The following is a 24,671-nucleotide window of genomic DNA, read 5'->3' on the forward strand; positions in this document are numbered from 1 at the left end:
ATGGAGATTCATCCACGCATGGCGTGGATCTACAATCCCTCCATGTCCTCCCCCGCCCTGCCCTGGAACGGCACGTTGCTGCTGGATGCGCACGCCGCCGTGCTGCACGGCCATGCCGGTGACAGCGCTTCGCATGCGCACTACGCCCATCAACTGCTGCTGAGCGACGATACGCCCTGGCAGATCGAAGTCGATGGCGTACGGCAGCAGGGCCAACGACTATGGCTGCCTTCGTTCCAGCCGCACGCGATCCTGTCGGCACCGGAAGCAGGCTGCACGGTGTTCCTCGAACCTGCCCACGCCGATCCCACCCAGATCCAGCAGCATCTGCACGCGCTGCCGGGCAACGCGCTGGAGCTGCGCGATTGGCTGCCACGGCTGAGCCGCCCGCAACCGCTGGACCGCCGCGTGCAGGCGGCGTTGGCCCGTATCGCCCAGCACCTGCCTGGCCCGGTGCCGGCTGCCGACATCGCCGAAGCGGCGCATCTGTCGACCAGCCAGCTGCATCGGCGCTTCCAGTCCGAGCTGGCGGTGACCCTGCGCGGCTGGGTGCTGTGGCAACGGCTGCGCACTGCGCTCACGCATCATCTGCGCGGGCACAACCTGACCGACAGTGCGCATGCCGCTGGATTCGCCGATCTGGCCCATCTCTCGCGCAGCCTGCGCCGCATGTTCGGCATCGGTGCCGCGCAGCTGCAGGGCCTGCAGCTGCACGCGGCCTGACATGTTCGATCATTCGCGCCTGCGCAGGCCTTCCGGCAGCTCCGGCACCTCGCCATGCGGTAGTTCGCGGAACGGCGCCAGCAGCTGCCCCGCGTAATCGCGTGGATAGTCCGGTTGGCTGCCGATGCCGAGATCGCATTGCTGCAGCCGATAACCGGGCGCATCGAAGGCGGTCCCCAGCAGGTGATCCCAGACGGTCAGGAACAGGCCGAAGTTGACGTCGCCGGCGGTGCCGTAACGCATGTGGTGGAAGCGATGCAGCGGCGCCCACGCCATCACCCGGCCCAGCACGCCAGGGCGCATGTCCACGTTGGAGTGCTGCAGCAGCAGCTGGATCGCGATGGCAAGCGCCAGCACCGCCGCCACCGGCATCGGCAGGCCCAACAGCAGCAGCGGCAGCACACCGCCCACCGCTTCGGCCGCCTGGTGCAGCGGGTGTTTCATCAGCCCGTTGAAACCGTACATGCGGGTCACGCTGTGATGCACCGCATGCAGCCGCCACAACCAGCCGATGCGATGGCTTGCGTAGTGCACCAGGGTGATGCCGAGATCGGCAGCGATGATCGCCACCAGTACCTGCAGCGCGAACGGCCACTGCAGCGGCCAGACCTGCCACGGAATGATTGCCGCCAGCAGCGGCACCGCCGCGATCGACAACAGGTTCAGGCCCTCGTTGACCAGCGCGTGCAGGGCGTCACGCACACGGTCGCCGTGGTCGTGGTTGAACGCAGGGTCATACGGCCAGGCGCGCTCGGCGACGAACGAGACCGCGATGGCGATCGCCAGCAGGGCCAGCAGCCACAACGGATCGCCATGGCAGTGGCCGACCCAGACGACGGCAGTGGCAACGAACCCCAGCAGGAACAACGGGGCATACAGGCGGAGGATCCAGTATTTCATGGGCAACCCGGGAAGTGAGGGCCTGCATGCTGGCGCGGGATGCGGGTTACGGGCTTGAACAAACGGCGCAACCCGTGCCGCTGCCAGAGGCCCACCTTGGTGGGCACCGCGTTTCCCACATCCACGCACGGCGCGGCTCTACAATGGCGCCCTCATCGCGCCCGGGGCCGGCATGGATTCCTTCAACCTGATGCGTGCCTTCCGCCGCATCGTCGAACGCGGTGGGCTGGCCCGTGCCGCCGAAGATCTGGGCATGTCGCCGGCCGGGCTCAGCAAACAGCTGCGCACGCTGGAAGCGCATCTGGGCGTGGTACTGCTGCAGCGGACCACGCGGCGCATGAGCCTGACCGAGACCGGCCACGCCTATTACCGCGAATGCTGCCGCCTGCTCGACGAATTGGACGCATTGGAACGTGGCATCGCCGAGCAGCGTGGCGAGGTGACCGGGCGCCTGCGCGTGAACGCGCCGCAGTCGTTCGCGCTGAGCACGCTGTCGCCGCTGCTGCCACGCTTCCTGCAGCAGCATCCGCAGCTGTCGCTGGACCTGGTGATGGAAGACCGCCTGCTCGACGCGGTCGGCGAAGGTTTCGATGTGTCGCTGCGGCTGCGTGCCGAACTGGATGATTCACGCCTGGTGGCACGCCGGCTGGCGTCGCTGCAGCAGGTGCTGTGCGCGGCCCCGTCCTACCTGCAGCAGCATCCAGCACCGCAGGCAGTGGACGATCTGCAGGCGCACAGCGTACTGGCCTACAGCCTGTCCGACTCACCGGGCAGCTGGCCGTTGCTCGGCCCCGATGGCCAGGTGACGATCACCTTGCCAGCGCGCGTCACCATCAACAACAGCCTGCTGCTGCGCGACCTGCTGGTGGCCGGCATGGGCATCGGTGCCCTGCCCTCGTTCCTGGCCGCGCCGGCGCTGGCCCGTGGCGAACTGCAGCAGGTGCTGCCCGACCATCGCTATCCGCCGCGCTTCGTGCATGCGGTCTACCCCACCTCGCGCCACCTGCAGCCCAAGGTGCGTGCCTTCATCGACTTCCTGCACACCGAGCTGCCCGGCTGCGCCGGCCTGGATTCGTAACCGCCAGCGAAAACTGAGCTGCCCGCAGCGTGCTGTTTCGGCCATGCCACGCTGCCTACTCTGCCGCCTCCTCTCTCACCGATGGCAGGCAGATGTCTTCCGTTCCTTTCCCCGCCACCGCAGCGCCGGTGGTCGATTTCTTCCACGACGTGGTCTGCGGCTGGTGCTTCGTGCTGGCCCCGCGCCTGCAGAAGGTCTCCGCCGAACTCGGCATCCAGGTGCGCCACCGCAGCTTCGTGCTGCAGGACTCGCGCGCGCAGATGGTCGAGGTGTTCGGTTCGATGGCGCGCGCCAAGGCGATCATCCTGCGTCACTGGACCGACTGCGCCGCGCATGAAGACACCGCGCGCATCGATATCGAAGGCATGCGCGCACAGGACTTCGAGTATCCCTCCGGCTGGCTCGGCGCACTGGCCTGCCAGGCCGCAGGACTGATCGGTGGCAACGATGCCCATGGCGCGATGTTCGACGCGGTGCAATGGGCGCACCTGCACCAGCACCGCAACATCGGCGATGCCGAAGTGCTGCTGGATATTGCCGAATCGCTGGGCCATCCACGCGGCACCTTCGCTGACCACATGCGCAGCGACACAGTGCGCCAGCGCGTGCAGGCCGATCGCGCCGAAGCTGCCGCGCTCGGCATCCGGTCCATCCCCACCGTGATCGGCGGCAACGGCCTGCGCCTGCAGACCCTGCCGCTGCCACACCTGCGCCAGGCCCTGGCGCCCCTGGTCGCGGCCAGAGCCGCACCCTCCCCACTCTGCAAGGAGATTTCCCCATGACCCCACGTACCCTGTCCACCGCGCTGGCCCTGCTGCTGGCCGCCACTGCGGCTTCCACCACCGTATCCGCGCACGAACGCGTTCCCTCCGGCCAGCAGGTCGGCACCAGCCCCTGGGGGCCGAAGGACGAGATCGGCCGCCTCAACCTGATCACCGACGCCTCGCGTGCGGCGATCCTGTCGCGGGTCAGCGGCGGCAAGGCCTATGACCTGGCCACCGAATACTACGTCGGCATGCCCAGCTGGCAGGATGCCGGCGACCCGCACTACCAGTTCTGGATGACCCACACCCCGCGCGGCACGGTGATGGACGACCCGATGGGCGTGGGCGAGACCATGAACCTCACCCGCAGCTACACCGGCACCGCGTTCTCGATGTACAGCCACACCGGCACCCACATCGATGCGCTGAACCACTTCGGCATCCACGGGAAGATCTGGAACGGCTTCGAGGCCGACAAGCATCTCGGCGATCGTGGCTGGAATGTCACCGGCATCGAGAAGTTCCCGCCGCTGATCGCGCGTGGCGTGCTGATCGACGTGGCCGCCGCCAAGGGCGTGGACATGCTGCCGGACAGCTATCGCGTCACTCGCCAGGACCTGAAGGATGCGCTGGCACGCCAGAAGGTGAAACTGCAGCAGGGCGACGTGGTGCTGATCCGCACCGGCCGCATGCGCCTGTTCCAGCAGCCCAGGGCCTACATGGCCAACCCGCCGGGCATGGGCCTGGATGCGGCGCGCTTCCTGGTGGAGGACAGCGGCGCGATGATCGTCGGCGCCGACAACCTCAGCTTCGAGACCTTCCCCTCGGAGGTGTCCGACGACTACGTGCCGCTGCACACCTACCTGCTGGCCCAGCAGGGTGCGCCGATCATCGAGCTGGTGGCGCTGGACGAACTGGCCCGCGACAAGGTCTACGAATTCGCCTTCATCGGCGGCCCGCTGAAGATCCGCGGTGGCGATGCCGCGCCCCTGCGCCCGGTGGCGTTGCCGGTCCACCCGTAACCGCATCCTGTGGGTGCCGACCTTGGCCGGCACTCCTACCCCTTCAGCAACCTGAAACCCGCCCCTCCGATTTCATTAGTAATTCTACTTACAACGCGAGTAGCATGTCTGGTCTCAGCCCCTGATACCGGCCCGTCGATACTCGCGCCATGCCCGCCGTTTCCGCCCGTTCCTGCCGTTTCCAGCCCACCCGGCGCCTCCCCGGGAGGATCGGCTGATGGGTGCGGTCGTTGCCCTCGACCGGCTGCTGGACGGGCGCCAGCTGTGGCGCGGCCCGGCCCGCCAGGGCCCAGCCAGCGACCATCTGGCCAGCGGCCACCCGGCGCTGGACGCACGCCTGCCCGGCGGCGGCTGGCCGGCCAGCGGACTGTGCGAGGTGCTGCAGGCGGCGCCGGGCGTTGGCGAACTGGCGCTGGTATGGCCGGCACTGGCCAGACTGAGCCAGCGCGACCGCCCGATCGTCCTGGTCGCTCCGCCCTACCGTCCGCATGCCCCGGCCTGGGCCGCCGCCGGGCTGGACCTGGGCCAGTTGCAGATCATCCACGCCGCGCCGAAGCAGGCACTGTGGGCCGCCGAACAGTGCCTGCGCTCTGCGGCCTGCGCGGCGGTACTGTGCTGGCCGCATCAAGCCGACGACCGCGCCCTGCGCCGCCTGCAGGTGGCCGCCGACAGCGGCCAGTGCCTGGGCTTCGTGTTCCGCGAGGCGCAGGCCGCGCGCAATCCCTCCCCGGCCAGCCTGCGCCTGCAGCTCGACCACGGCCAGGTGCGGGTGCTGAAGTGCCGTGGCGGCCTGCCGCCGGCACAACCGTTGCCGCTGGCCATCGCCCACTGAGGACGCGCCATGCACTGGGCCTGCCTGTTGTTGCCGCAGTTGGCGCTGGACAGCGTGCTGCGCCTGCAGCCCGACCCACAGCGGCCATTGGTACTGCTGCAGGGGCCGGCGCAGCGTCGCGTGCTGCGCGCGGTCAGCCCGTCGGCACGTGCAGCAGGGCTGCGCCCGGGCATGCTGCTGTCGGCTGCACAGGTACTGGTGCAGGACATGCACCTGCACGACTACGACCCCAATGCTGAACAGCACACCCGGCATCTGCTGGCCAGCTGGGCCTATGCCTACAGCTCGCAGGTCAGCCTCGATTTTCCGCATGCGCTGGTGCTGGAAATCGGTGCCAGCCGCGCCCTGTTCGGTGACTGGCTGACGATCCAGCAGCGCCTGCGCAACGAACTGCACGAACTCGGCTTCCGCCACCGCCTGGTGGCCGCGCCTACCCCACATGCCGCGCGCGTGCTGGCCAACGTCCACGATGGCCTCGGCCTTGATGCGCAGCAGCTGCCGGCGGCGCTGGCGCAGCTGCCCCTGGCGCGCTGTGGCCTGCCCAGCGAGGCGGTGACGGTGCTTGGCCGTTCCGGCCTGCGCACGTTGGGCGCGGTGCTCAAGCTGCCGCGCGACAGCCTGGCCCGGCGCTTCGCCCCCGAGGTCCTGCAGCAGCTGGATGCATTGCGCGGGCTGCCCACCGCGCCATTGCGCTACTACCAGCCACCGGACCGTTTCGATGCGCGCATCGAATTCGAATACGAGATCGAATCCAGCCAGGCCCTGCTGTTCCCGCTGCGCCGCCTGCTGCTCGACCTGGCCGCCTTCCTGTGCTCGCGCGATGGCGGCGTGCAGCGCTTCGACCTGCATTTCGAGCATGACCTGTTGCCGGCCAGCGTGCTGACCATCGGCCTGTTGGCGCCCGAGCGCGATCCCACGCTGCTGTTCGAGATCGCACGCAACCGCATGGAAGCGTTCGCCCTGCCGGCCGGCAGCCGCGCACTACGCCTGCAGGCCGAACAGCTGCCGCCGTTCGTACCCGCCGCGCGTGACCTGTTCGATACCCGTCCGGCGCAGGCGATGCCGTGGAACCAGCTGCGTGAGCGCCTGCGCGCGCGGCTCGGCGATGATGCCGTGCAGCCGCTGGCAGTGCAGGCCGACCATCGTCCCGAACGTGCCAGCGGCACCCAGCCAGCGGCCAGGCCACCGGCATACTGGCCACTGCGCCCCGGTTGGCTGCTGGACGCTCCACAGCCGCTGCGTGACCCGCGCCTGCGCATCATCGCCGGGCCGGAGCGGATCGAATCGGGCTGGTGGGACCAGGCTGATGCGCGCCGCGACTACTACGTGGTGGAAACCGCGCATGGCCAGCGCGGCTGGGCCTTCCGCGCGCGCAACGATCCGCATGCGCCGTGGATGCTGCACGGCTGGTTCGGCTGAGCCGCCATGCACAGCGAACTGCCCGGCTACGCCGAACTGCACTGCCTGTCAGCCTTCAGTTTCCAGCGCGGTGCTTCGATCGCCGAAGAGTTGTTCGCGCGCGCCGCGGGCCAGGGCTACCGCGCGTTGGCGATCACCGACGAATGCTCGCTGGCCGGCATCGTGCGCGCCTGGCAGGCAGCGAAGGCACATGGCGTGGCACTGATCGTCGGCGCCGAATTCCAGGTCGAGGACGGGCCGAAGCTGGCCCTGCTGTGCACCGACCAGACCGCCTATGCCGGGCTGTGCCAGTTGATCACGACCTGTCGGCGGCGGGCTGCCAAGGGCGAGTACCGCTGCCTGCGCGACGATCTGCTCGGCCTGCCCGACGGTTTGTTGTGCCTGTGGCTGGACCGGCAGCCATCCGCCACCGATCTCGAGTTGCTGCGCACCGGCTTCGATGACCGGCTGTGGCTGGCGGTGGAACTGCACCGTGAACACGATGACGCACGCCGCCTGCAGCAGCTGCGGGCCTTCGGCGAACGCCACCGCCTGCCCCTGGTCGCCAGTGGCGATGTGCACATGCACGTGCGCCGCCGCCGTGCCCTGCAGGACACACTGACCGCGATCCGCCACCGCTGCAGCGTGGCCGAGGCCGGCTGGCGCCTGTTTCCCAATGGCGAGCGCCACCTGCGCCCGCGTACCGCGCTGGCCCAGCTGTATCCGCCCGAACTGCTGGCTGAAACCCTGCGCATCGCCGAACGCTGCCACTTCACCCTGGAACAGCTGCAGTACACCTATCCGCGCGAGCTGGTGCCCGAAGGACACGATCCGGACAGCTGGCTGCGCGTGCTGGTCGAGCGCGGCATCCGGTGGCGCTGGAAAGGCGGCATCGAAGCGAAGCAACGCACGCAGATCGAGCACGAACTGGCGCTGATCAAGCAGAAGAACTACGCCTCCTACTTCCTCACCGTGCAGGACATCGTGCGCTTTGCGCGCAGCCAGGACATCCTCTGCCAGGGCCGTGGCTCAGCGGCCAACTCAGCGGTGTGCTTCGTGCTGGGCGTGACCGAGATCGACCCGGCACGCAGCAACCTGCTGTTCGAGCGCTTCATCTCCGCCGAGCGCGACGAACCGCCGGATATCGACATTGACTTCGAGCACGAGCGTCGCGAGGAGGTGCTGCAGTACGTGTTCAAGCGCTACGGCCGCGAGCGCGCCGCACTGACCGCGGTGGCGATCAGCTACCGTGGCCGCAGCGCGATCCGCGACGTGGCCCGCGCACTGGGCCTGCCGATGGACCAGGTCAACGAACTGGGCGCGGCGATGGACCACTGGGGCGGCAACATCCCATTGCCGGAAACCCTGCGCGAGCGCGGTTTCGATCCGGACACGCCGTTGATGCGGCGCCTGCTGGCACTCACCTCAGAGCTGATCGACTTCCCGCGCCACCTGTCGCAGCACCCGGGCGGTTTCGTGATTTCCGAGCATCCACTGTCGACCCTGGTACCGGTGGAGAACGCGGCGATGGCCGACCGCACCGTCATCCAGTGGGACAAGGATGACCTGGATGCCACCGGCCTGATGAAGGTCGACTGCCTGGCATTGGGCATGCTCACGGCCATCCGCAAGTGCCTGGCGATGCTGAAACAGCATGGCCTGCACGAAGGGCGCATGGACGCCATCCCGCCCAAGGATGCGAAGACCTTCGACATGATCTGCGCCGCCGATACCATCGGCGTGTTCCAGATCGAATCGCGCGCACAGATGGCGATGCTGCCGCGCATGCAGCCGCGCACGTTCTATGACCTGGTGATCGAAGTGGCGATCGTGCGCCCCGGACCGATCCAGGGCGACATGGTGCATCCCTACCTGGAGCGGCGGCGGATCCTGCGCGAACAGGGCCCGGAGGCACTGAACGATCCGGACAATCCGCTCTACCCACCGCAGCTGGAACGCGTGTTCGCGCGTACGCTGGGCGTGCCATTGTTCCAGGAACAGGTGATGCAGCTGGCGGTCGAAGCCGCCGGCTACACGCCTGGCCAGGCCGATGCCCTGCGCCGTTCGATGGCCGCCTGGAAACGTCGTGGCGGGCTGGAACCGCATCGCGAGAAGCTGTTGGCCGGCATGCTGGAGAACGGCTTCAGTCGCGAATACGGCGAGCACCTGTTCGAGCAGATCAAGGGCTTCGGCGATTACGGCTTCCCGGAAAGCCACGCCGCCAGCTTCGCCCTGCTGACCTATAACAGCTGCTGGCTGAAGTGCCACCACCCGGCCGCATTCACTGCCAGCCTGATCAACAGCCAGCCGCTGGGTTTCTACAGCCCCGACCAGCTGCTGCAGGACGCGCGGCGGCATGGCATTACCGTTCTTCCCGTGGACGTACGCCACAGCGACTGGGACTGCACGCTGGACTTCAGCAGGGGGCCGGCGGCGATCCGCCTGGGCCTGCGCCTGATCGACGGCTGCAACGAAGGTGCCGTGCAGGCCATCATGCGCGAGCGCGCGCGGCGCCCGTTCGACGACGTCGGCGACCTGTGCCAGCGCACCGCGCTGGACCGCCGCCAGCAGGGCCTGCTGGCCGATGCCGGGGCACTGCGCGGGCTCAGCGGCCATCGCCATCGTGCACGCTGGGATATCTCGGGCGTAGAGAACCGGCTGCCGCTGTTCGACCAGGCCCGTGCCACTGCCGAAGCCCGCGTGCCCCTGCCACTGCCCAGCGCCTGGGAGGACATGCAGGCCGACTACCGCAGCACGGGCACCACCCTCGGCCGCCACCCGATCTCGTTCCTGCGCGCGCAGCTGCGCAGCCGTGGCTGCCTGGATGCCGCACAGCTGGCCGGGCACGGCCACGGCCGCCGTGTGCGCATCGCCGGACTGGTGCGCATGCGCCAGCGGCCACAGACCGCCAGCGGGGTGACTTTCCTCACCCTCGAGGACGAGACCGGCATGGTCAACGCCGTGGTCTGGCGCCACCTGGCCGACCGCCAGCACCGGGTGCTGGTCGACACCCAGCTGATGCAGATCGATGGCCGCCTGGAGCGCGTTGATGGCGTGCAGCATGTCATCGTGCAGCGCATGCACTGCCTGGATGAGCTGCTGCAGGGACTGCGCAGCCACAGCCGCGATTTCCACTGACGATACACATCGTCACACAACGAACTGGCCTTTGCCCGCCGGCATCCGCTATCGTCGGCCTATCCAAGGAAGGACGACCCGATGCCCCGTGTGCTGCTGCTGACCACCCTGGTGGTCTCGACCCTTGCCCTGCTCGTTTCCGGCTGGACCGCCTGGAGCCTGCATCGCAGCCAATCGCCTGAGCGGATCATCGAAGCGCGCGGCCTGGTCATCCACGATGGCACTGGGCAACCACGGCTGATCCTCGGCGCGCCGGTGCCGGACCCCCTCAGCAAGGGCCGCACCCAAGGACCGCGTGCAACCGCACTGTCCGGCCTGATCCTGCTTGGCCCCGACGGTTCCGAGCGCGGCGGTTATGGCACCAGCGACCGCGGGGGCGAAGCCCTGCTCACTCTGGACGATGCCACCGGCACCACCGAAGTCTTCAAGGTCGTCGCCAACCCGGACCGTGGCGCCAGCCTGATGGTCAAGCACCAGAACAATACCGGCGCCATGCTCACGTCCTGGCAGGGCAAGCCGGAGTTGATGTTCGTCGATGACAGTGGCCAGTCCTACTACGTGCGCCCCGGCGCCAACGCCGCGCCCTGATCTGCTTCTGTAGTGCCGAGCCATGCTCGGCTGCTGTTGGTAGAAGCAGCCCAGCATGGCTCGGCTCTACAAAGGCGAAGCAACGTCGAGCATGGCTGGGCGCTATACCCCACACACCGCCGCCAGGTCATCGGCCAGCTGCCGCAGCTGCGCCGCCCCCAGTGCCGCACAGGTGATGCGCAGGCCATGCCCTGGTGCAGCCACCGCAAACACTTCGCCAGCACGCACATGCCATCCGCGCGCAGCCAGCGCCAGTACCTGTGGATGGCTGTCGGCCGGCAACGGCAGCCACAGGTTCAATCCCTCCATCGGCAACGGCGTCGGCACGCCACGCACGCGCAGCAGTTCCTGCAGCGACTGCAGGCGCTGCTGGTACCGCTCGCCTGCCGAGGCGATCTTCGCCCGCTGCGGCGCCGACGCCAGCACCGACGTGGCGGCATCCTGCAGCAGATGACTGACCCAACCGATGCCGGACGCCAACCGCAACCGCAACCGCACCGCGGTCTCGTCATCACAGGCCAGCCAGGCCAGGCGCAGGTCGGGGCCAAGCGGCTTGGACAGCGAACGCAGCAGCGCCCAGCGCCGGCCATCCACCGGCAGTACCGAGTGGTAGGCCTGCTGCGAGAGCAGTGCGTAATGATCGTCGACCAGCAGCGCCACCTGCGGGTAGGCCGCCAGCAGTTGGCGCAACGCCCGTGCCCGCTTCGCATCCAGGCTGGCCCCGGTCGGGTTGTGCGCACGCGGGGTCAGCAGCACCGCGCGTGCACCGGCCTCCAGCGCCTGTCGCAGCGATTCAACCTGCATGCCATGCGCATCCACCGTCACCGGCAACGGCGCATGGCCCACGGCATTGAGCACATTGAGGCTGCCGAGGAAGCATGGATCCTCCACCGCGATGCGATCGCCCGGCAGCAGCCATGCCGCCAACAGGCGCTCGATGCCATCGACCGCGCCATGGGTCAGCTCCAGCGCGTACCCCTCGGGGCAATCCGCATCCAGCGAGGCGCGTGCCAACGCCTGCAACCTCGGGTCGACCGTACCCACGCCATACAGCCGCGGCGCCGCCGGGGCCAGGCGCAGGCTGGGCAGCAGGCGAGGATCCGGGTTGCCACCGGCCAGGTCCTGCAGCGCCAATCCCGGCGTACTGCCCTCGCGCGCCAGCGTCGGCGGCAGGCCACGCACCACCGTGCCGCGTCGGCCCGCGGTACTGGCCAGGCCGGCCGCATCCAGTCGCTTGTAGGCAGCAGCCACGGTGTTGCGATTGACCCCCAGCTGATCGGCCAGTTCGCGCACCGGCGGCAACACGCTGCCGGCCGGCAGGCGGCCCTTGCCGATGCCATCACGGATGCTGTCGAAGATCGACTCGGCGCTATGCCCGGTGATTTTCATTTTGTCCTATGCCAAAATAATTCTTGTCCTGTGCCAGTGTATCCCACCCTGGCCATCCCGCATTGGAGGTGCCCGCATGCCCCTTGCCGCCGCCGACTGGCCCGTCGCCCAGTCCGTTGAACAGATCGCCGCCAACCTGGTCACGGTGCGCCAACGCATCGCCGCTGCCTGCGCCCGCGTCGGCCGGGACCCGGCCAGCGTGCGCCTGCTGCCGGTCAGCAAGACCGTCGATGACGCCCGCATCCGCATGGCGGTGGCCGCCGGTTGCCGCGAGCTGGGCGAGAACAAGGTGCAGGAGGCGCAGCGCAAGGCCGAGACGATGGCCGATCTGGGCGTGCACTGGTCGGTGATCGGGCATCTGCAGACCAACAAGGCGCGCTACGTGGCGCGCTTCGCCAGCGAGTTCCAGGCGCTGGACAGCCTGCGCGTGGCCGAAGCACTGCAGCAGCGCCTGCAGCTGGAAGACCGCACGCTGGATGTGTTCGTGCAGGTCAACACCTCCGCCGAACCCAGCAAGTACGGTCTGGAACCCGCTGCCGTCGAGGCCTTTGTGCAGCAGCTTCCAGCGTTCGACCGCCTGCACGTACGCGGCCTGATGACGCTGGCCATCTTCACCCCCGAGGTCGAGCGCGTGCGTGCCTGCTTCGTGCGCCTGCGCGAACTGCGCGACCAGCTGCAGCGCACTGCACCTCCCGGCATCGACCTGTCGCAGCTGTCGATGGGCATGTCCGGTGACTTCGAAGTGGCCATCGAGGAAGGTGCCACTGTGGTCCGCGTCGGGCAGGCCATCTTCGGCGCACGCGCCACCCCGGACAGTTTCTACTGGCCCAGCAATGGAGCCCTGGCATGAAGCACGCGGTCGTCCTGCAACACGTCGCCTTTGAAGACCTCGGCACCCTGCAGCCTCTGCTGATGGCACAGGGCTGGCAGCTGCAGGTGCTGCAGGCCGGTGTCGACGCCCTCGATCCGGCCGAAGCCGCCGACCTGCTGGTGGTGCTGGGCGGTCCGGTAAGCGTCAACGACGTTGATCTCTATCCCTTCCTCGATGACAGCATCGCGCTGCTGCAATGTCGGCTGCAGCAGCAGCGGCCCACGCTGGGCATCTGCCTGGGCGCGCAGCTGATGGCGCGTGCACTCGGTGCCGACGTCGCCGCCAGTGGTGGCAAGGAGATCGGCTTTGCGCCGCTGCTGCTCACCGATGACGGCCAGCGCTCGCCACTGCAGGCCCTGCAGGGCATTCCGGTACTGCATTGGCATGGCGAGGCGTTCGAACTCCCGGCGGGTGCACGCCGCCTGGCCAGCACGCCGGCCTGCCGCCACCAGGCCTTTGCCATCGGTAACCATGCGTTGGCACTGCAATGCCATCCGGAGCTGGACGCGCGCCAGTTCGAGCGCTGGCTGATCGGTCACACCCTGGAACTGGCGCAGGCTGGCATCGATCCGAACGACCTGCGCACGCAGGCGCGTCGCTATGGCGCGCCACTGGCCGCGGCCGCCACCGCGATGTTCGACCATTGGCTGCAGGACCTGCCGGAGCTACCGCGATGAACTACCGATTGCAGATCCACCGCGATGGCGCCTATTGGGGCCACTTCGACTGCAGCGGGCCTGATGCCCTGCAGCACATGGACAGCATCGCCGCGCAGCTGCCTGCAGACCAGGGCTTCCAGCTGAAACGGCAGAAAGGCATCGGCGAAGAGCGCATCCTGTCCAGCAATGCCGATGGCCTGCGCGTACTGGCGTCGCAGATCCAGTACCGCGACCTCTGACGATCGTCACGGTAGTGCCGGCCGCTGGCCGGCACCCGACGGGGAACAGATCTGCCGGCCAGCGGCCGGCACTACCCCGGCCGTTCGCCCGCGTGCGAAGCTTGACCCATGCTGACCCTGCAACGCGGCCGCCACCACGGACTGCTCGTCGCACCGCGCTGGCCCTCCACCCGCATCCAGCTGGAAGAAGAGGTACTGCAACGCCTGCTCGACGCGCAGGCATTGCTGCCTGCCGGGCTGGGCCTGCCGGTCACGCGCGGCTTCGAACCCAGCCACCGCCGGCTTGGCAGCTTCCGTCGTGGCGCGCGTTGGCTCGGCATCGCGGTGCTCCGCGCCTGCTATCCGCAGCGCCATGATGAAGTCGATGCCATCTTTCGGCGCCAACGGCCACGACATCGATGGCCGTCATATCGATGTCTCGGTGGTATTGCACGGCAAGCGGCTGCGGCTGCTGCCACTGGGCGTGTTCACCCCGCCGCGCTGGCAGGATCGTCGCACCGCCCGCCACGCCAAAGCGATCGCCTGCGTGAAGCGCAGCCTCCAGCACTGCGGTTTCGCGCTGCACACAACCCCACCGAAGCCTTGCAGATCCACTGCGATTATCGTCCGCGCTGACCTCGCAGTCGGCCATGCATGCCGCGCCTTGCGCCCATTGATGCAAATGATTCTCTTTTGCTGTAAGGTGCAGCCGCTGCCCTTGCCGCCGCGGGCTGTTCCCTTTCCCAGTTGTCGCCCGCCCCGTGTCCACGCCTGTCGAACCGACGGATGTCGCGCAGCTGTGCGCGGCCCACTACCGGCCGCTGCACGCCCATGTCCGCCGTAAACTCCCGCAACGCAGCGACGCCGATGACGTCGTCCAGGAAACCTGGCTGCGCGTCGTCAGAATCGCCGCCAGTGGCCTGCTGAGCAATGGCCGCGCCTACCTGTACCGCGTCGCCCACAACCTGATCGCCGATCATTACCGGCAACGCCAACGCCGGCGCGAAGACGCTCTGGATGACGTGCAGCTGCTCGCCATCACTGATCCTTCGCCCCTGCCGGAGCAGCGCCTGCTCGATGCCGAACAGCTGCGCCACCTCGACGCGGTCATTGCCGCGTTGCCGCCCCGGTCGCGACAGGTGTTCCTGCTGGCACGGGTGGAGCAGATGGCACTGGCTGAGATCGGCCGACAGCTGGGGATCAGCCGGCAGACCGCGCACGGCCATCTGCTGCGTGCGCTGGTCGCGCTGCAGCAGGTACCCGGCGCATGAGCCAGGAGGCGATCGCGCGCGAGGCCGCACGCTGGTGGCTGGACGGCCGCGACGGCGGCCGTGACGAGCGTGCGTTCAGCCAGTGGTACCACGCCGATGCGCGCCACGCCGCGCAGTACCAGCACCTGCAGGCGCTCTGGCTGGCCGGTGATGCGACACCCAGCCTGCAGCGGCACCAGCTCCGGCGGCAGCGCCGGCGCCTGCGCGACGCCGGTACGGCCGTGCTGCTGCTCTGTGCGTTGGGCCTGTATACCCACCAAGCCGCGCCCCCGGCCGCGCAGATGATCCGCACGGCGGCAGGCGAGATCCGCGAAGAAGTACTGCCGGATGGCTCGCGCGTACTGCTCTCGCCCGGCAGCGAAGTCCATGTCCGCATCGATGCACAGCGCCGCCAGCTGCAGCTGGAGCGCGGCCAGGCCTGGTTCCAGGTCAGCGCCGACGCTGCGCGACCGTTCCAGGTGCATACCCCGCACGGTACTGTCACCGCGCTGGGCACCGCGTTCGATCTGGCGGTACTGCGCGACGACAGCGTGGTCACGGTCACCGAGCACCGCGTCAACGTGGTGTCCGGCAGCAGCACCCGCCAAGCATCCGAAGGGCAGCAGATGCGATTCGACGCGAAGGCATCCGCCACGCTGCTTCCAGCGGAAGGGGCTGCCCTGGCCTGGCGCGAGCGGCGCCTGCACTGGATCTCCGCACCCTTGGCCGAGGTCACCCAGGGCCTGGATCGCTGGCATGGCGGCCACACCTGGATCATCGGCGCACAGCTGCGCCAGCAGCCGGTCACCCTGCTCGGCAGCGCCGACGGCGCGGCGCGCAGCCGCGACCAGCTGGCCACACAGCTGCGTGTGCGCGTGCTCCGCCTGGGCGCGGGCGTGCAGGTGTGGCTGCCGCCACGCAAGGGACATCGCGATGCACCCTGACATCAGCCCTGCCGCTGCGTCTACCCAGGATGACGACGCGCTGCGTCAGCCCCTGGAGCTCCCGATGCCGTTTCACCGCCCCCTTGTCCTCGCCCTGTCACTGGCCTGCGCCATTCCGCTTCCACTGTTGGCGGCCAGCGCGCACGCGCAGACCGTCACGCGCCACTTCGATCTTCCTGCACAACCGCTGGCCAGCGCGCTGGATGCGTACAGCCGGCTGACCGGAGTCGATCTGGTGATCGGGGCGGCATTGCCGAGTGGCCAGACGGCACCGGCGCTGCAAGGACAGTTCGATGATGCGCAGGCGCTGTCGCACCTGCTGGTCGGCAGCGGCCTGCGCCCCCGCTTCATCGACACACGCCGTGCCACGCTGGAACCGGCGCCGACCGCACCCACCGACGGCAGCCGTCGAACCGGCCCGCTGCGCGTACAGGGCACTGCCGCGCACGGCCGGGCACCGGGTGCCGGCGCCAGCCAATATGTACCGGCCACCGGCGATGGCTTCGCGCCCTCCGTCGGCAGCGAACGCGTGGCGATGGCCCAGCGCCAGGACGGCAACAGCCTGCTGCGCTCGATGCCCGGCACCCACAGCTTCCATTCGCGCAGCCAGCCCGGCCTGCAGGTCAACATCCGCGGCATGACCGGCGCCGGGCGGGTCAACACCATGATCGATGGTGTCACCCAGGCCTTCCGCAACAACGCGGGCCATGGCTCCGGTGGCCCGTTCGCCTACGTCGACCCGTTCCTGCTGGCCGGCGTGGACGTGCAACGCGGCGCGGTCGCCGGTGGTGATGGCGCAGGCACGCTGGCCGGCAGTGCCAATTTCCGCACGCTGGATATCGATGACCTGCTCGGTGAAGACCGTCGCTGGGGCCTGCGTGCAGGCTACCGCCACGGCAACAACGGCTACGGCAATGGCCGCACCTTCGCCGGCGCCTGGCGCCACAGCGAGGACGGCGGTGATCGCCAGTTCGGCCTGCTGGCCGCTGCCAGCAGCAGCCGCAGCAGCGAATACGCCACCGCGCGGGGGCAGAAGAACACCGCCGACCCGGGCAGCCAGCAGCCCAGCAGCTGGCTGCTGAAAGCACGCCTGCAGCCGAGCGACCAGCATCGGCTGGACCTGAGCCACATGCGTTACGAAAACGACTTCTACCACAACTACCCGTGGCAGATTTCCGCACGCAACCAGCGCGCCAGCTACCACTACACGCCCTATTCGCCGTGGATCGACCTGCGCGCGACCTTTGCCAGCAACAAGACCCGGCTGTTCTATCCGCCCGTGGAGGATTCCGGCTACATCGGTCGGCGCACCCACAGCAGCCTGAGCAGCTGGACCCTCGACAACACCAGCCGCTTCGATATCGGCGCGCTGCAGGCCCGCTGGAACACCGGCATCAAGCACCAGTCGGATATCTATGTGGCCGACACCCCCACCCTGCGCGGCGCCAACCCGCAGGGCCGCAGCCAGCTGGACAGCGTGTTCAGCACGCTGGAACTGCAGTACGACGTCTACGCGCTGACCGCAGGCCTGCGCCAGGATCGCTACGGCATCCGCGGCCACGTTCCGGTGTGCTCGGATGTCCCCGGCCAGTGCGCGGAGATCAATGGCGGCGGCATCGACGTGCGCCGCACCCAGCACGCGCTCAGCCCCAGCCTGGCGGTTTCGTGGCAGGCCACCGACTGGCTGCAACTGTTCGCTGAAGTCTCCCGCACTTCGCGGCCGCCACGCGTCCAGGAGATGTTCTTCGAGAAGATCCCACTGGAAGGCATCAGCGATGCCGATGGCGTCGGCGCCAATCCGTTCCTGCGCCGTGAGCGCTCGCGCAACCTGCAGTTCGGCGCCAACCTCAGCACCGACGCGTTGCTGGTTGACGGCGACCTGCCCCAGCTGCGCGTCACCCGCTTCGACAACCGCATCCGCGACTACATCAAGCCGCAATACCTGCTGATCGTGCATCCGCCGGAAGTGGAGCCAGTCGTGGTACCGATCGACAGCGATCCGCAGCTCACTGCCTGGACCGACGCACTGGACGTGGACGACTTCAGCACCACCACGCGCTGGATGAACCACCCGGGCGTGGTGCGCATGCGCGGTATCGAGCTGGAAGCGCACTACGCCAGCACGCGCTATCACGCGACGCTGAGCTGGACCCGCTCGCACACCAGCGCGCCCGCCATCGAATTCGTCAACCTGGAAGACATCACCGCCCTGCCCGACCGCTACTGGACGCTGGACGTGGGCGGCCGCTGGTGGCAGCAGCGCGTGCAGGCCGGCCTGCGTGCCGAATACTCCGGGCCCACCGAAGAAGGCTACGACTTCTTCCAGACCCGCAAGACCGGTGGTACCGGTGTACTCCTCGACTTCTACGCCAGCTTCAAGCCCCAGCCCAGCACCACGCTGTGGCTGAACATCGAAAACCTGCAGAACAAAGCCTATGACAACAATGCCTCGATCGACAGCATCTTCAGCCCGATTCTGGACCGCGGCAACGGCCGTGGCCGCACCGTCTCGATGGGCGTCAATGTGGCGTTCTAGCCGTCGCTGGCTGCCGCTGTGCCTGCTTGCGCTGGCCGCAATGGTCAGCGCGCAGCCGATGCCCGGCACGGTGATCGACCTGGCCAGTGGCCAGCCCCTGGACGAAGCCGCATTCGTGAAGCGCGCAGCGAATGCCCCGCGACTGCTGCTGGGCGAACGCCACGATCTGGCCGGTGACCACGCCGCCCAGCGCTGGCTGCTGCACGCGCTGCAGCAGCAGCGTCCACAAGGCGCGCTGGTGCTGGAGATGATTGCCAGCGAACGCCAGCCGCGCCTGCAGCGGGTGCAGCGCTGGCTGGCCACCGGCAACCATGCCGACGGTGCGCGCCTGCAGGAGCTGCTGGGCTGGGATACACGCTGGCCGTGGGCTGCCCATGGCGGGCTGGTACAGGACGCCACCGCTGCCGGCATCCCCCTGTTCGGCGGCAATCTGTCGCGTGCCGAGGTCAATGCGTTGCTCGCTTCCAACGGGCCGGTGCGGTTCCCGATGCCCACCGCCCGGCACCGCCTGTCGGCCGTGGTGCTGGCCCAGCATGCGGACGCAGCACCGATGCTGGAAGGGATGCTGGCGGTGCAACAGGCCCGCGACACGCGCATGGCACAGGTAATGACCGAGGCACCGGCACCCACGCTGCTGTTGGCCGGCCGCTGGCATGTACTGCGCGGTACCGGCGTGCCGGGCTACCTGCCAGCGGACACACCAGCGCTGGTGATCGCACTGGCCTCGCCGGGTGAATCCGTCGAGGCGGTCGACGCCGACCTGCTATGGGCGCTGGACGATGAGTGAGCGTGGCCAACACTGGCAGGCGATCGCCATCAGCATCGGGCTTCACCTGTTGCCCCTGCTGCTGTTGGTGCACTGGGTGGCCGCGCCGCCATCGCTGCCGCCGCCCGAGCAGGACGTGCGCATCAGCCTGCGCCTGCTGGCACCGGCGACGCCGCCGCAGCCACTGGAAGAACGCCAGGCCGACACACCCAGCCAGGCGCAGCAGGCGCGCGCATCCCAACCGACGAAGTCGCCCCCTCCACCGAAGCCCACCGCCGCACGCGAGCGCGAGGTGGCCGCCAGCGAACGCGGTGGCGCTGGCCGGCAAGCCCTGCCGGTCGCCCCGCCTGCGGCCGCGACCGATGCAAGTCCCGCACCGGCATCGATCACGGCCGCGCCGCCCGCTCCCGACGCCCCACCAGCGGACTTCCAGGCCGGCGCCGCCAGCGACCAGTGGGAAGCCCGCCTGATGGCGCGGCTGGAGCGTTATCGCTACTACCCTGCTGCGGCCCGCTCACGGCGCCAGCAGGGCACTGCCTGGGTCAGGGCCAGCATCGATCGCGAGGGACGCCTGCTGGCCCTGCGGTTGGAGCAGTCCAGTGGACAACCGATGCTTGACGGCGCCGCACTGCAGACCTTCCGCCGCGCGCAGCCACTACCGCCCATTCCCGATGAACTGAAGGCACCACAGGAACTGGTGGTGCCGGTGGAGTACTACCTGCGCTAGGCGTTGTGGAACTGTGCCGCAGTCTGCGACCTCAACCCAGGTTCAGGTCAAACCCATCCGGCGCAACAGAGCAGTCCGCCGTGTGCAACGATCGCGTCGCGTATCGCCGGGCCGATGCTCGGCCGCTCCACGCCAACGGCAGCCGAACACGGCCCGGCTGTACAGGGCCGAAGAAGGCGGCCACCCGTGGTGCCCGAGCCGAACAAGCAGGGCTACGTCCACGCCGGATCCGCAGTGAAATCGATGGTCAACCAGAACGTGCTGCCCCGCGCATCCAGCCGCACGGCGATCTCATCGCGCATCGCATCAACCTCGCCCACCGAGCCCAATGGCGTACCGGGGTCTGCCAGCACATGGATCTCGATGAAGCGCATCCGCCCCATCTTCGCCACGTGGCTGGTGAAACCGGCATAGCCACGCTCGGACACGAACGCCTGCATTACCTGCTGCACGCGCCGGTCCAGGTCATCCGGCGCCACCTGCAGCACTTCGCGCATGGCTTTCCATGCACTGCGCGCCGGCACTGGCAGCACCGCCAGGCTGATCAACGCCAGCACGATCGAATCCAGGTACGGGACCCAGTGGTGCCACTCGCCGCCATGCAGGACCAGGGCCAGCACGAAGGCCAGCACGACCGCCAGGCTCATCAGGCCGCCCAGCAGCCAGCCGCGCACATCCAGCCACAACAGCGCCGAGCGCAGCCGACGCGCGCGCTGCGCGACGAATGCCGCCATTGCCAGGTTGCTGGCACTCAGCAGCGCCGCCCACCACAGCGCGGGCCCGAATTTCACTTCGTGCCCGCCCGTGGTCAAGCCAATGACCGCGTTGGCCAGCGCATACACGCAGGCCAGCGACAGGATCACCCCGCCGAGTGCCTCGACCATCGGCTCCAGGTGCCAATAGCCGTACTGGAAGCGCGGGCTCTGCTCCCGCGCCACCAGCCGCAGTACCGACAACGACACCAGGGTCAAGGCAACGTCGACCAGGCTGTACACGCCGTCAAACAGGATGGCCTGCGATCCCACCAGCAGCCCCCCGATGAAGCCGACCGCGCTCACCGCAATGGTCACCCCGATGGAGAACTTCAGGATGCGTTGCTCGCGCGCGGTATCCATCACTCGCCGAAGGGCCGACCGTCGCCGGTCAGGCCTTCAGCACCTCCACCTTGTACGAGGTCACATCGCCATCGTGCTCGATGATGAGCCCGTGCACATCCGACTCGAAGCCCGGGAAGCGCGCATTCTGTTCACGGGCAATACGCAGTGACTGGATGATCGGCTCGTCGCTGTCGCCGAATCGCTCGCCCGGCATGATGGTCGGAATGCCCGGCGGATACGGCACCAGCATGGTCGCCGCGACGCGACCACTGAGCTGCTCGATGTCGACCCGCTCGATCTCGCCCTTCACCAGGTGGTTGTAGGCATCGGCCGGGGTCATCACCGGCGTCGGCAGATCCACGTACATCTCGCGCATTACCTTGGCGACCTCGAACTCCTGGTTGAACGCGTGCAATGCATCGCACAGGTCACGCAGTCCCCAGCCGGCGTAGGCAATCGGATAGTCCGCCGCCAGCGTCGGCAATGCCTGGCTCAGCGGCGCGTTGCAGTCGTACAGCTCCTTGAAGGCCATCAGCTCGGTGACCAGCGTGCTCCACTTGCCCTTGGTGATGCCCATCGAGAACAGGAACAGCACCGAATACAGGTTGGTCTTCTCCACAGTGATGCCGCGGCCCCACAGGAACTTGCTCAGCACCGCCGCCGGAATGCCCAGCTTGCCCATGCTGCCGTCCATCGCCAGGCCCGGGGTCAGCAGGGTCACTTTGATCGGGTCGATCAGCACGTAGTCATCGACCAGATTCTCGAAGCCGTGCCAGTGCGCGTCCGGCTGCAGGTACCACTCCTCGCGCTTGGCCACCAGCGGCGCCGGCGTATCGCCCTTGTCCAGGCTGCGCTCGACCTTGGTCGGCTGCCACACACTGAACCACCAGTCGTCGCGCCCGAGGTCGTCGCGGACGTGCAGCATCGCGCGGCGGAAGGCGATCGCCTCGTCATGCATTTCCTGCACCAGCGAACGGCCGGCCTCGCCCTCCATCATCTTCGAGGCCACGTCACAGGCCGCGATCACCCCATAATGCGGGCTGGTCGAGGTGTGCATCATGAACGACTCGTTGAAGCGCTCGGCATCCAGGTCGCGCTGCGCCGAGTTGCGTACGTGGATCATCGACGCCTGCGAGAACGCGGCCAGCAGCTTGTGGGTGGAATGCGTGGTGAAGATGATCGCATCCTGCTCGCGCGGCTTGCCCTTGGCCATGCCGTAGTGGTTCTCATAGAACGGATGGAACGCGGCGTAGGCGTACCAGGCTTCGTCGAAGTGCAGGAAGTCGACCGCGCTGCCGATTTCGGCGGCGATCTTCTCGGCGTTGTAGCACAGGCCGTCGTAGGTCGAGTTGGTGACCACCGCGATGCGCGGCTTGGAACCGGCCTTGTAGGCCTGGCTGGCCAGCGGATTGGCGGCGATGCGCTGCTGCAGCGACTCCGGCGTGAACTGGTCCAGGCTGATCGGGCCGATGATGCCGTGCGCGTTGCGGCTGGGAGTGAAGTACACCGGCACCGCACCGGTCATGATCAGCGCATGCAGCAGCGACTTGTGGCAGTTGCGGTCGACGAACACCACGTCGCCGCGGGCCACTGTACCGTGCCAGACGATCTTGTTGGCGGTGGAGGTGCCGTTGGTGACGAAGAAGGTATGGTCGGCGCCGAAGTTGCGTGCTGCCTCTTCCTCGGCATCCTTGATCGGGCCGGTGTGGTCAAGCAGCGAACCCAGCTCCGGCACCGAGATCGACAGATCGCTGCGCAGGGTGTTCTCACCGTAGAACTGGTGGAACGCACGGCCGACCGGCGACTTGGTGAACGCCACGCCGCCTGCATGGCCCGGCGTATGCCAGGAGTAGTTCGACTCGGCCGCATGATGGATCAGCGCCTTGAAGAACGGCGGCAGGAGATTCTTCATGTAGTCTTCGGCCGCGCGCATCACCTGCCGCGAGATGAAGCTCTTGGTGTCTTCAAACAGGAAGATGAAGCCGTGGATGTACTTGAGCAGCTTGCTCGGCACCTTTTCGATGGTGCGCCGCTCGCCGTACAGGAACACCGGCAGGTTGGCGCGGCGCGCACTCTGCTCGCGCAGGAAGGCGGTCAGGCGCTGGAACTCGCCATCCACCTCTTCGCTGCCATCGATCGAGATCAGCACCGCCGAGGCCGCCACGTAGGTACGGGCGCCGGCACGCGCATCATCCAGGTTCAGCCCGCACAGCACCCGCTGGTCGTTGCTGCGCAGCTCTTCCACCAGGGCGCGGATCAGGATGCCGCCGATGCGCGGCGACTCGTAGTCGTTGTCGATGACAATGACCGGGTAGTCCAGGGACTTGAAGTACACGTTGATTCTCCTTGTCGAACTCAGGAACGCTGGGCGCCGGCGCTGATGGCCGATGCCTCGCGGGCGCGCTGCCGCTGCTGGCGGCGCTCCTCGCTGAAGAAGGGATAGAACACGGTGATGAACAGCACGAACAGGAAGGCGTACTGCACGATGGTTCCCGACGAGCCGTAGATCGCCCACAGGCAGTACACGACGGTCAGGCTGGTGAGGGTCCAGAACGCACCGGTATGGACCAGGGTGTGCGAACGTTCGACCACGAAGTAGCAGGCCACACACGAGTAGATGTAGGGCAGCAGGGTCAGCACCACGGCCGCCGACGTGATCACGTCGAACTGGGCGGACGCGGTTTCCGAGGTAGAGGTCACCAGCACCGCCAGGGTCATCAGCACGGCCACGATCAGCACGCCCTTGACCGGCACGTCATCCTTGTTGGTCTTGCTGAAGATGCTCGGGAACAGGCCGTCATCGGAGGCTGCCTTGGCACTCTGCGCGGTCAGCAGGATCCAGCCACCCAGCGAGCCGGCGGCGCCGATGAAGGCGCACAGGCTGACCAGCGCGCCGCCCCAGCCGCCGACCGCCTTGGCCGCCGCCAGTGCGAACGGCGCGTCGGACACCTGCAGTTCCGAGTTCGGCACCATGCCCATGATCACAGAGGAACTGGCGATGTAGGCGATGGCAGCCAGGAACACACCGGCCAGGGTGGCACGGGCCACGTTCTTCTCCGGGTTCTCGACCACGCCAGCCGTGACCGAAGCCGATTCGACACCGATGAAGGCCCACAGGGTCAGTGCCGCGGCACTGGAGATCGCGCCGAAGTTGGACTCACCGGACACGTTGTAGGCGCCCTTGAAGATATCGGCATCGAAGAAGAACCAGCCGAAGATGGCGATGCCCAGGATCGGCACCAGCGCGAAACTGGTGGTGACCGTCTGCACACGGCTGACGAAGGCCGGGCCGATCACGTTGGCAAAGCTCAGCGCCCACACCAGGATCAGCACCGCGATGCAGCGCACCAGCGGCTCGGACAGGATCGGGAAGAAGTAGCTGAAATAGCCCACCGCGGCGATCGGGATGGCAACGTTGCCGATCCAGTTGGCGAACCAGTAGATGGTATTGGTCTGGAAGCCCATGTAGGGCCCGAACCAGTCACGCGCATAGGCGTACGGACCGCCCGCCTTCGGCGCCAGCTTGCCCAGCTTGGCGAATACGAAGGCCAGCAACAGCGCACCGGCCGTGGTGATCAGCCAGCCCCAGATCGATGCGGTACCGATCTTGGCGAGGCTGGACGGCAACAGGAACACGCCTGAGCCCATCATGTTGCCGGCGACGAGGAAGGTGGCTCCGACCACCCCGATTTTCTTTGCTTCTGCCATGACAATCTCCGGTACTGGCATGAGCCCGGTGCGGCCGGGCGTGGGGACGGTTGCGCTGGCGTA

At 67.9% G+C, this 24,671-nt stretch carries 22 protein-coding genes; 17 read left to right on the forward strand and 5 right to left on the reverse strand.

Going from position 1 to position 24,671, the window contains the following annotated elements:
• The first annotated feature begins 18 nt into the window (after positions 1-18).
• Positions 19-723, forward strand: coding sequence for an AraC family transcriptional regulator (locus ACMGRF_RS09980; protein WP_111096578.1), 705 nt, complete (start codon positions 19-21; stop codon positions 721-723).
• 9 nt (positions 724-732) lie between these two features.
• Here ACMGRF_RS09980 and ACMGRF_RS09985 read toward each other — a convergent pair whose 3' ends face one another.
• Entirely contained in the window at positions 733-1,623 is an 891-nt protein-coding gene (locus ACMGRF_RS09985) for a sterol desaturase family protein (protein ID WP_414485896.1), read from the reverse strand.
• Positions 1,624-1,795: 172 nt separating this feature from the next.
• On the opposite strand from ACMGRF_RS09985, the gene ACMGRF_RS09990 reads away from it, so the two are divergent.
• From ACMGRF_RS09990 to ACMGRF_RS10020, 7 genes are all read left to right on the forward strand, one after another.
• Positions 1,796-2,701, forward strand: coding sequence for a LysR family transcriptional regulator (locus ACMGRF_RS09990; protein ID WP_414485897.1), 906 nt, complete (start codon positions 1,796-1,798; stop codon positions 2,699-2,701).
• 92 nt (positions 2,702-2,793) lie between these two features.
• Positions 2,794-3,483 carry a DsbA family protein gene (locus tag ACMGRF_RS09995; RefSeq protein WP_049438494.1) on the forward strand — a complete coding sequence of 230 codons (690 nt, stop codon included), beginning with the start codon at positions 2,794-2,796 and terminating at the stop codon, positions 3,481-3,483.
• Positions 3,480-4,487 carry a cyclase family protein gene (locus ACMGRF_RS10000; RefSeq protein WP_049414226.1) on the forward strand — a complete coding sequence of 336 codons (1,008 nt, stop codon included), beginning with the start codon at positions 3,480-3,482 and terminating at the stop codon, positions 4,485-4,487. Before ACMGRF_RS09995 ends, ACMGRF_RS10000 begins: the two co-directional genes overlap by 4 nt.
• Positions 4,488-4,704: 217 nt before the next feature.
• Positions 4,705-5,319, forward strand: coding sequence for a translesion DNA synthesis-associated protein ImuA (imuA, locus tag ACMGRF_RS10005; protein ID WP_021204497.1), 615 nt, complete (start codon positions 4,705-4,707; stop codon positions 5,317-5,319).
• 9 nt (positions 5,320-5,328) lie between these two features.
• Positions 5,329-6,738, forward strand: a complete 1,410-nt coding sequence (locus tag ACMGRF_RS10010) for a Y-family DNA polymerase (RefSeq protein WP_049414229.1) — start codon at positions 5,329-5,331, stop codon at positions 6,736-6,738.
• Between the two features lie 6 nt (positions 6,739-6,744).
• A complete protein-coding gene (locus tag ACMGRF_RS10015; RefSeq protein ID WP_049438493.1) occupies positions 6,745-9,855 on the forward strand; it encodes an error-prone DNA polymerase in 3,111 nt (1,036 codons plus the stop codon).
• An 81-nt stretch (positions 9,856-9,936) separates the two neighbouring features.
• Positions 9,937-10,443, forward strand: coding sequence for a hypothetical protein (locus tag ACMGRF_RS10020; protein ID WP_049414232.1), 507 nt, complete (start codon positions 9,937-9,939; stop codon positions 10,441-10,443).
• 102 nt (positions 10,444-10,545) lie between these two features.
• Here the strand turns inward: ACMGRF_RS10020 and ptsJ are convergent, their stop codons facing one another.
• On the reverse strand, positions 10,546-11,832 hold the full coding sequence (gene ptsJ / locus ACMGRF_RS10025; RefSeq protein WP_414485898.1) for a transcriptional regulator PtsJ: 1,287 nt from the start codon (positions 11,830-11,832) through the stop codon (positions 10,546-10,548).
• A gap of 76 nt (positions 11,833-11,908) precedes the next feature.
• Here ptsJ and ACMGRF_RS10030 point away from each other — a divergent pair, with 76 nt between their 5' ends.
• The 9 genes from ACMGRF_RS10030 to ACMGRF_RS10070 all read left to right on the forward strand — a co-directional run bounded on the left by ACMGRF_RS10030 (position 11,909) and on the right by ACMGRF_RS10070 (position 19,803).
• Positions 11,909-12,682 (forward strand): YggS family pyridoxal phosphate-dependent enzyme, encoded by a 774-nt coding sequence (locus tag ACMGRF_RS10030; RefSeq protein ID WP_049414236.1) that lies wholly within the window; start codon positions 11,909-11,911, stop codon positions 12,680-12,682.
• A complete protein-coding gene (locus ACMGRF_RS10035) occupies positions 12,679-13,380 on the forward strand; it encodes a glutamine amidotransferase (protein WP_049414238.1) in 702 nt (233 codons plus the stop codon). Before ACMGRF_RS10030 ends, ACMGRF_RS10035 begins: the two co-directional genes overlap by 4 nt.
• Positions 13,377-13,601, forward strand: a complete 225-nt coding sequence (locus ACMGRF_RS10040; RefSeq protein WP_049414239.1) for a hypothetical protein — start codon at positions 13,377-13,379, stop codon at positions 13,599-13,601. The genes ACMGRF_RS10035 and ACMGRF_RS10040 overlap by 4 nt, the downstream gene beginning before the upstream one ends.
• Before the next feature lie 108 nt (positions 13,602-13,709).
• A complete protein-coding gene (locus ACMGRF_RS10045) occupies positions 13,710-14,216 on the forward strand; it encodes a hypothetical protein (protein ID WP_258391372.1) in 507 nt (168 codons plus the stop codon).
• 125 nt (positions 14,217-14,341) lie between these two features.
• A complete protein-coding gene (locus tag ACMGRF_RS10050; RefSeq protein WP_111191063.1) occupies positions 14,342-14,851 on the forward strand; it encodes an RNA polymerase sigma factor in 510 nt (169 codons plus the stop codon).
• On the forward strand, positions 14,848-15,774 hold the full coding sequence (locus tag ACMGRF_RS10055; RefSeq protein WP_049438491.1) for a FecR family protein: 927 nt from the start codon (positions 14,848-14,850) through the stop codon (positions 15,772-15,774). The genes ACMGRF_RS10050 and ACMGRF_RS10055 overlap by 4 nt, the downstream gene beginning before the upstream one ends.
• A 64-nt stretch (positions 15,775-15,838) precedes the next feature.
• Complete coding sequence (locus ACMGRF_RS10060) at positions 15,839-18,310, forward strand: TonB-dependent receptor domain-containing protein (RefSeq protein ID WP_414485899.1); 2,472 nt, start codon at positions 15,839-15,841, stop codon at positions 18,308-18,310.
• On the forward strand, positions 18,297-19,097 hold the full coding sequence (locus tag ACMGRF_RS10065) for a ChaN family lipoprotein (protein ID WP_099488312.1): 801 nt from the start codon (positions 18,297-18,299) through the stop codon (positions 19,095-19,097). Before ACMGRF_RS10060 ends, ACMGRF_RS10065 begins: the two co-directional genes overlap by 14 nt.
• A complete protein-coding gene (locus ACMGRF_RS10070) occupies positions 19,090-19,803 on the forward strand; it encodes an energy transducer TonB (protein ID WP_414485900.1) in 714 nt (237 codons plus the stop codon). The genes ACMGRF_RS10065 and ACMGRF_RS10070 overlap by 8 nt, the downstream gene beginning before the upstream one ends.
• Positions 19,804-20,015: 212 nt before the next feature.
• Here ACMGRF_RS10070 and ACMGRF_RS10075 read toward each other — a convergent pair whose 3' ends face one another.
• Genes ACMGRF_RS10075 through adiC form a run of 3 tightly spaced genes read right to left on the reverse strand, consistent with a single transcriptional unit; the run spans position 20,016 to position 24,608 of the window.
• The gene (locus ACMGRF_RS10075) at positions 20,016-20,918 is read right to left on the reverse strand and encodes a cation diffusion facilitator family transporter (RefSeq protein WP_099488316.1); all 903 of its coding nucleotides are present in this window, start codon (positions 20,916-20,918) and stop codon (positions 20,016-20,018) included.
• 28 nt (positions 20,919-20,946) lie between these two features.
• A complete protein-coding gene (locus tag ACMGRF_RS10080; RefSeq protein WP_049415368.1) occupies positions 20,947-23,235 on the reverse strand; it encodes an Orn/Lys/Arg decarboxylase N-terminal domain-containing protein in 2,289 nt (762 codons plus the stop codon).
• Between the two features lie 20 nt (positions 23,236-23,255).
• Positions 23,256-24,608: an arginine/agmatine antiporter gene (gene adiC / locus ACMGRF_RS10085; protein WP_049415369.1), complete on the reverse strand. Its 1,353-nt coding sequence runs from the start codon at positions 24,606-24,608 to the stop codon at positions 23,256-23,258.
• Positions 24,609-24,671 lie beyond the last annotated feature (63 nt).

This window comes from Stenotrophomonas sp. EMP41, assembly GCF_047495535.1.
In the GTDB taxonomy this organism is placed as follows: Bacteria; Pseudomonadota; Gammaproteobacteria; order Xanthomonadales; family Xanthomonadaceae; genus Stenotrophomonas; species Stenotrophomonas sepilia.

Excerpts from the sequence above, each read along its gene's own strand:
- imuA (WP_021204497.1), top strand. The coding sequence starts at position 4,705 with ATGGGTGCGGTCGTTGCCCTCGACCGGCTGCTGGACGGGCGCCAGCTG.
- ACMGRF_RS09985 (WP_414485896.1), bottom strand. The coding sequence starts at position 1,623 with ATGAAATACTGGATCCTCCGCCTGTATGCCCCGTTGTTCCTGCTGGGG.
- ACMGRF_RS09990 (WP_414485897.1), top strand. The coding sequence starts at position 1,796 with ATGGATTCCTTCAACCTGATGCGTGCCTTCCGCCGCATCGTCGAACGC.
- ACMGRF_RS10015 (WP_049438493.1), top strand. The coding sequence starts at position 6,745 with ATGCACAGCGAACTGCCCGGCTACGCCGAACTGCACTGCCTGTCAGCC.
- ACMGRF_RS10000 (WP_049414226.1), top strand. The coding sequence starts at position 3,480 with ATGACCCCACGTACCCTGTCCACCGCGCTGGCCCTGCTGCTGGCCGCC.
- ACMGRF_RS10075 (WP_099488316.1), bottom strand. The coding sequence starts at position 20,918 with ATGGATACCGCGCGCGAGCAACGCATCCTGAAGTTCTCCATCGGGGTG.
- ACMGRF_RS10060 (WP_414485899.1), top strand. The coding sequence starts at position 15,839 with ATGCCGTTTCACCGCCCCCTTGTCCTCGCCCTGTCACTGGCCTGCGCC.
- ACMGRF_RS10045 (WP_258391372.1), top strand. The coding sequence starts at position 13,710 with ATGCTGACCCTGCAACGCGGCCGCCACCACGGACTGCTCGTCGCACCG.
- ptsJ (WP_414485898.1), bottom strand. The coding sequence starts at position 11,832 with ATGAAAATCACCGGGCATAGCGCCGAGTCGATCTTCGACAGCATCCGT.
- ACMGRF_RS10040 (WP_049414239.1), top strand. The coding sequence starts at position 13,377 with ATGAACTACCGATTGCAGATCCACCGCGATGGCGCCTATTGGGGCCAC.
- adiC (WP_049415369.1), bottom strand. The coding sequence starts at position 24,608 with ATGGCAGAAGCAAAGAAAATCGGGGTGGTCGGAGCCACCTTCCTCGTC.
- ACMGRF_RS10030 (WP_049414236.1), top strand. The coding sequence starts at position 11,909 with ATGCCCCTTGCCGCCGCCGACTGGCCCGTCGCCCAGTCCGTTGAACAG.
- ACMGRF_RS10065 (WP_099488312.1), top strand. The coding sequence starts at position 18,297 with ATGTGGCGTTCTAGCCGTCGCTGGCTGCCGCTGTGCCTGCTTGCGCTG.
- ACMGRF_RS09980 (WP_111096578.1), top strand. The coding sequence starts at position 19 with ATGGCGTGGATCTACAATCCCTCCATGTCCTCCCCCGCCCTGCCCTGG.
- ACMGRF_RS10070 (WP_414485900.1), top strand. The coding sequence starts at position 19,090 with ATGAGTGAGCGTGGCCAACACTGGCAGGCGATCGCCATCAGCATCGGG.
- ACMGRF_RS10020 (WP_049414232.1), top strand. The coding sequence starts at position 9,937 with ATGCCCCGTGTGCTGCTGCTGACCACCCTGGTGGTCTCGACCCTTGCC.
- ACMGRF_RS09995 (WP_049438494.1), top strand. The coding sequence starts at position 2,794 with ATGTCTTCCGTTCCTTTCCCCGCCACCGCAGCGCCGGTGGTCGATTTC.
- ACMGRF_RS10010 (WP_049414229.1), top strand. The coding sequence starts at position 5,329 with ATGCACTGGGCCTGCCTGTTGTTGCCGCAGTTGGCGCTGGACAGCGTG.
- ACMGRF_RS10035 (WP_049414238.1), top strand. The coding sequence starts at position 12,679 with ATGAAGCACGCGGTCGTCCTGCAACACGTCGCCTTTGAAGACCTCGGC.
- ACMGRF_RS10055 (WP_049438491.1), top strand. The coding sequence starts at position 14,848 with ATGAGCCAGGAGGCGATCGCGCGCGAGGCCGCACGCTGGTGGCTGGAC.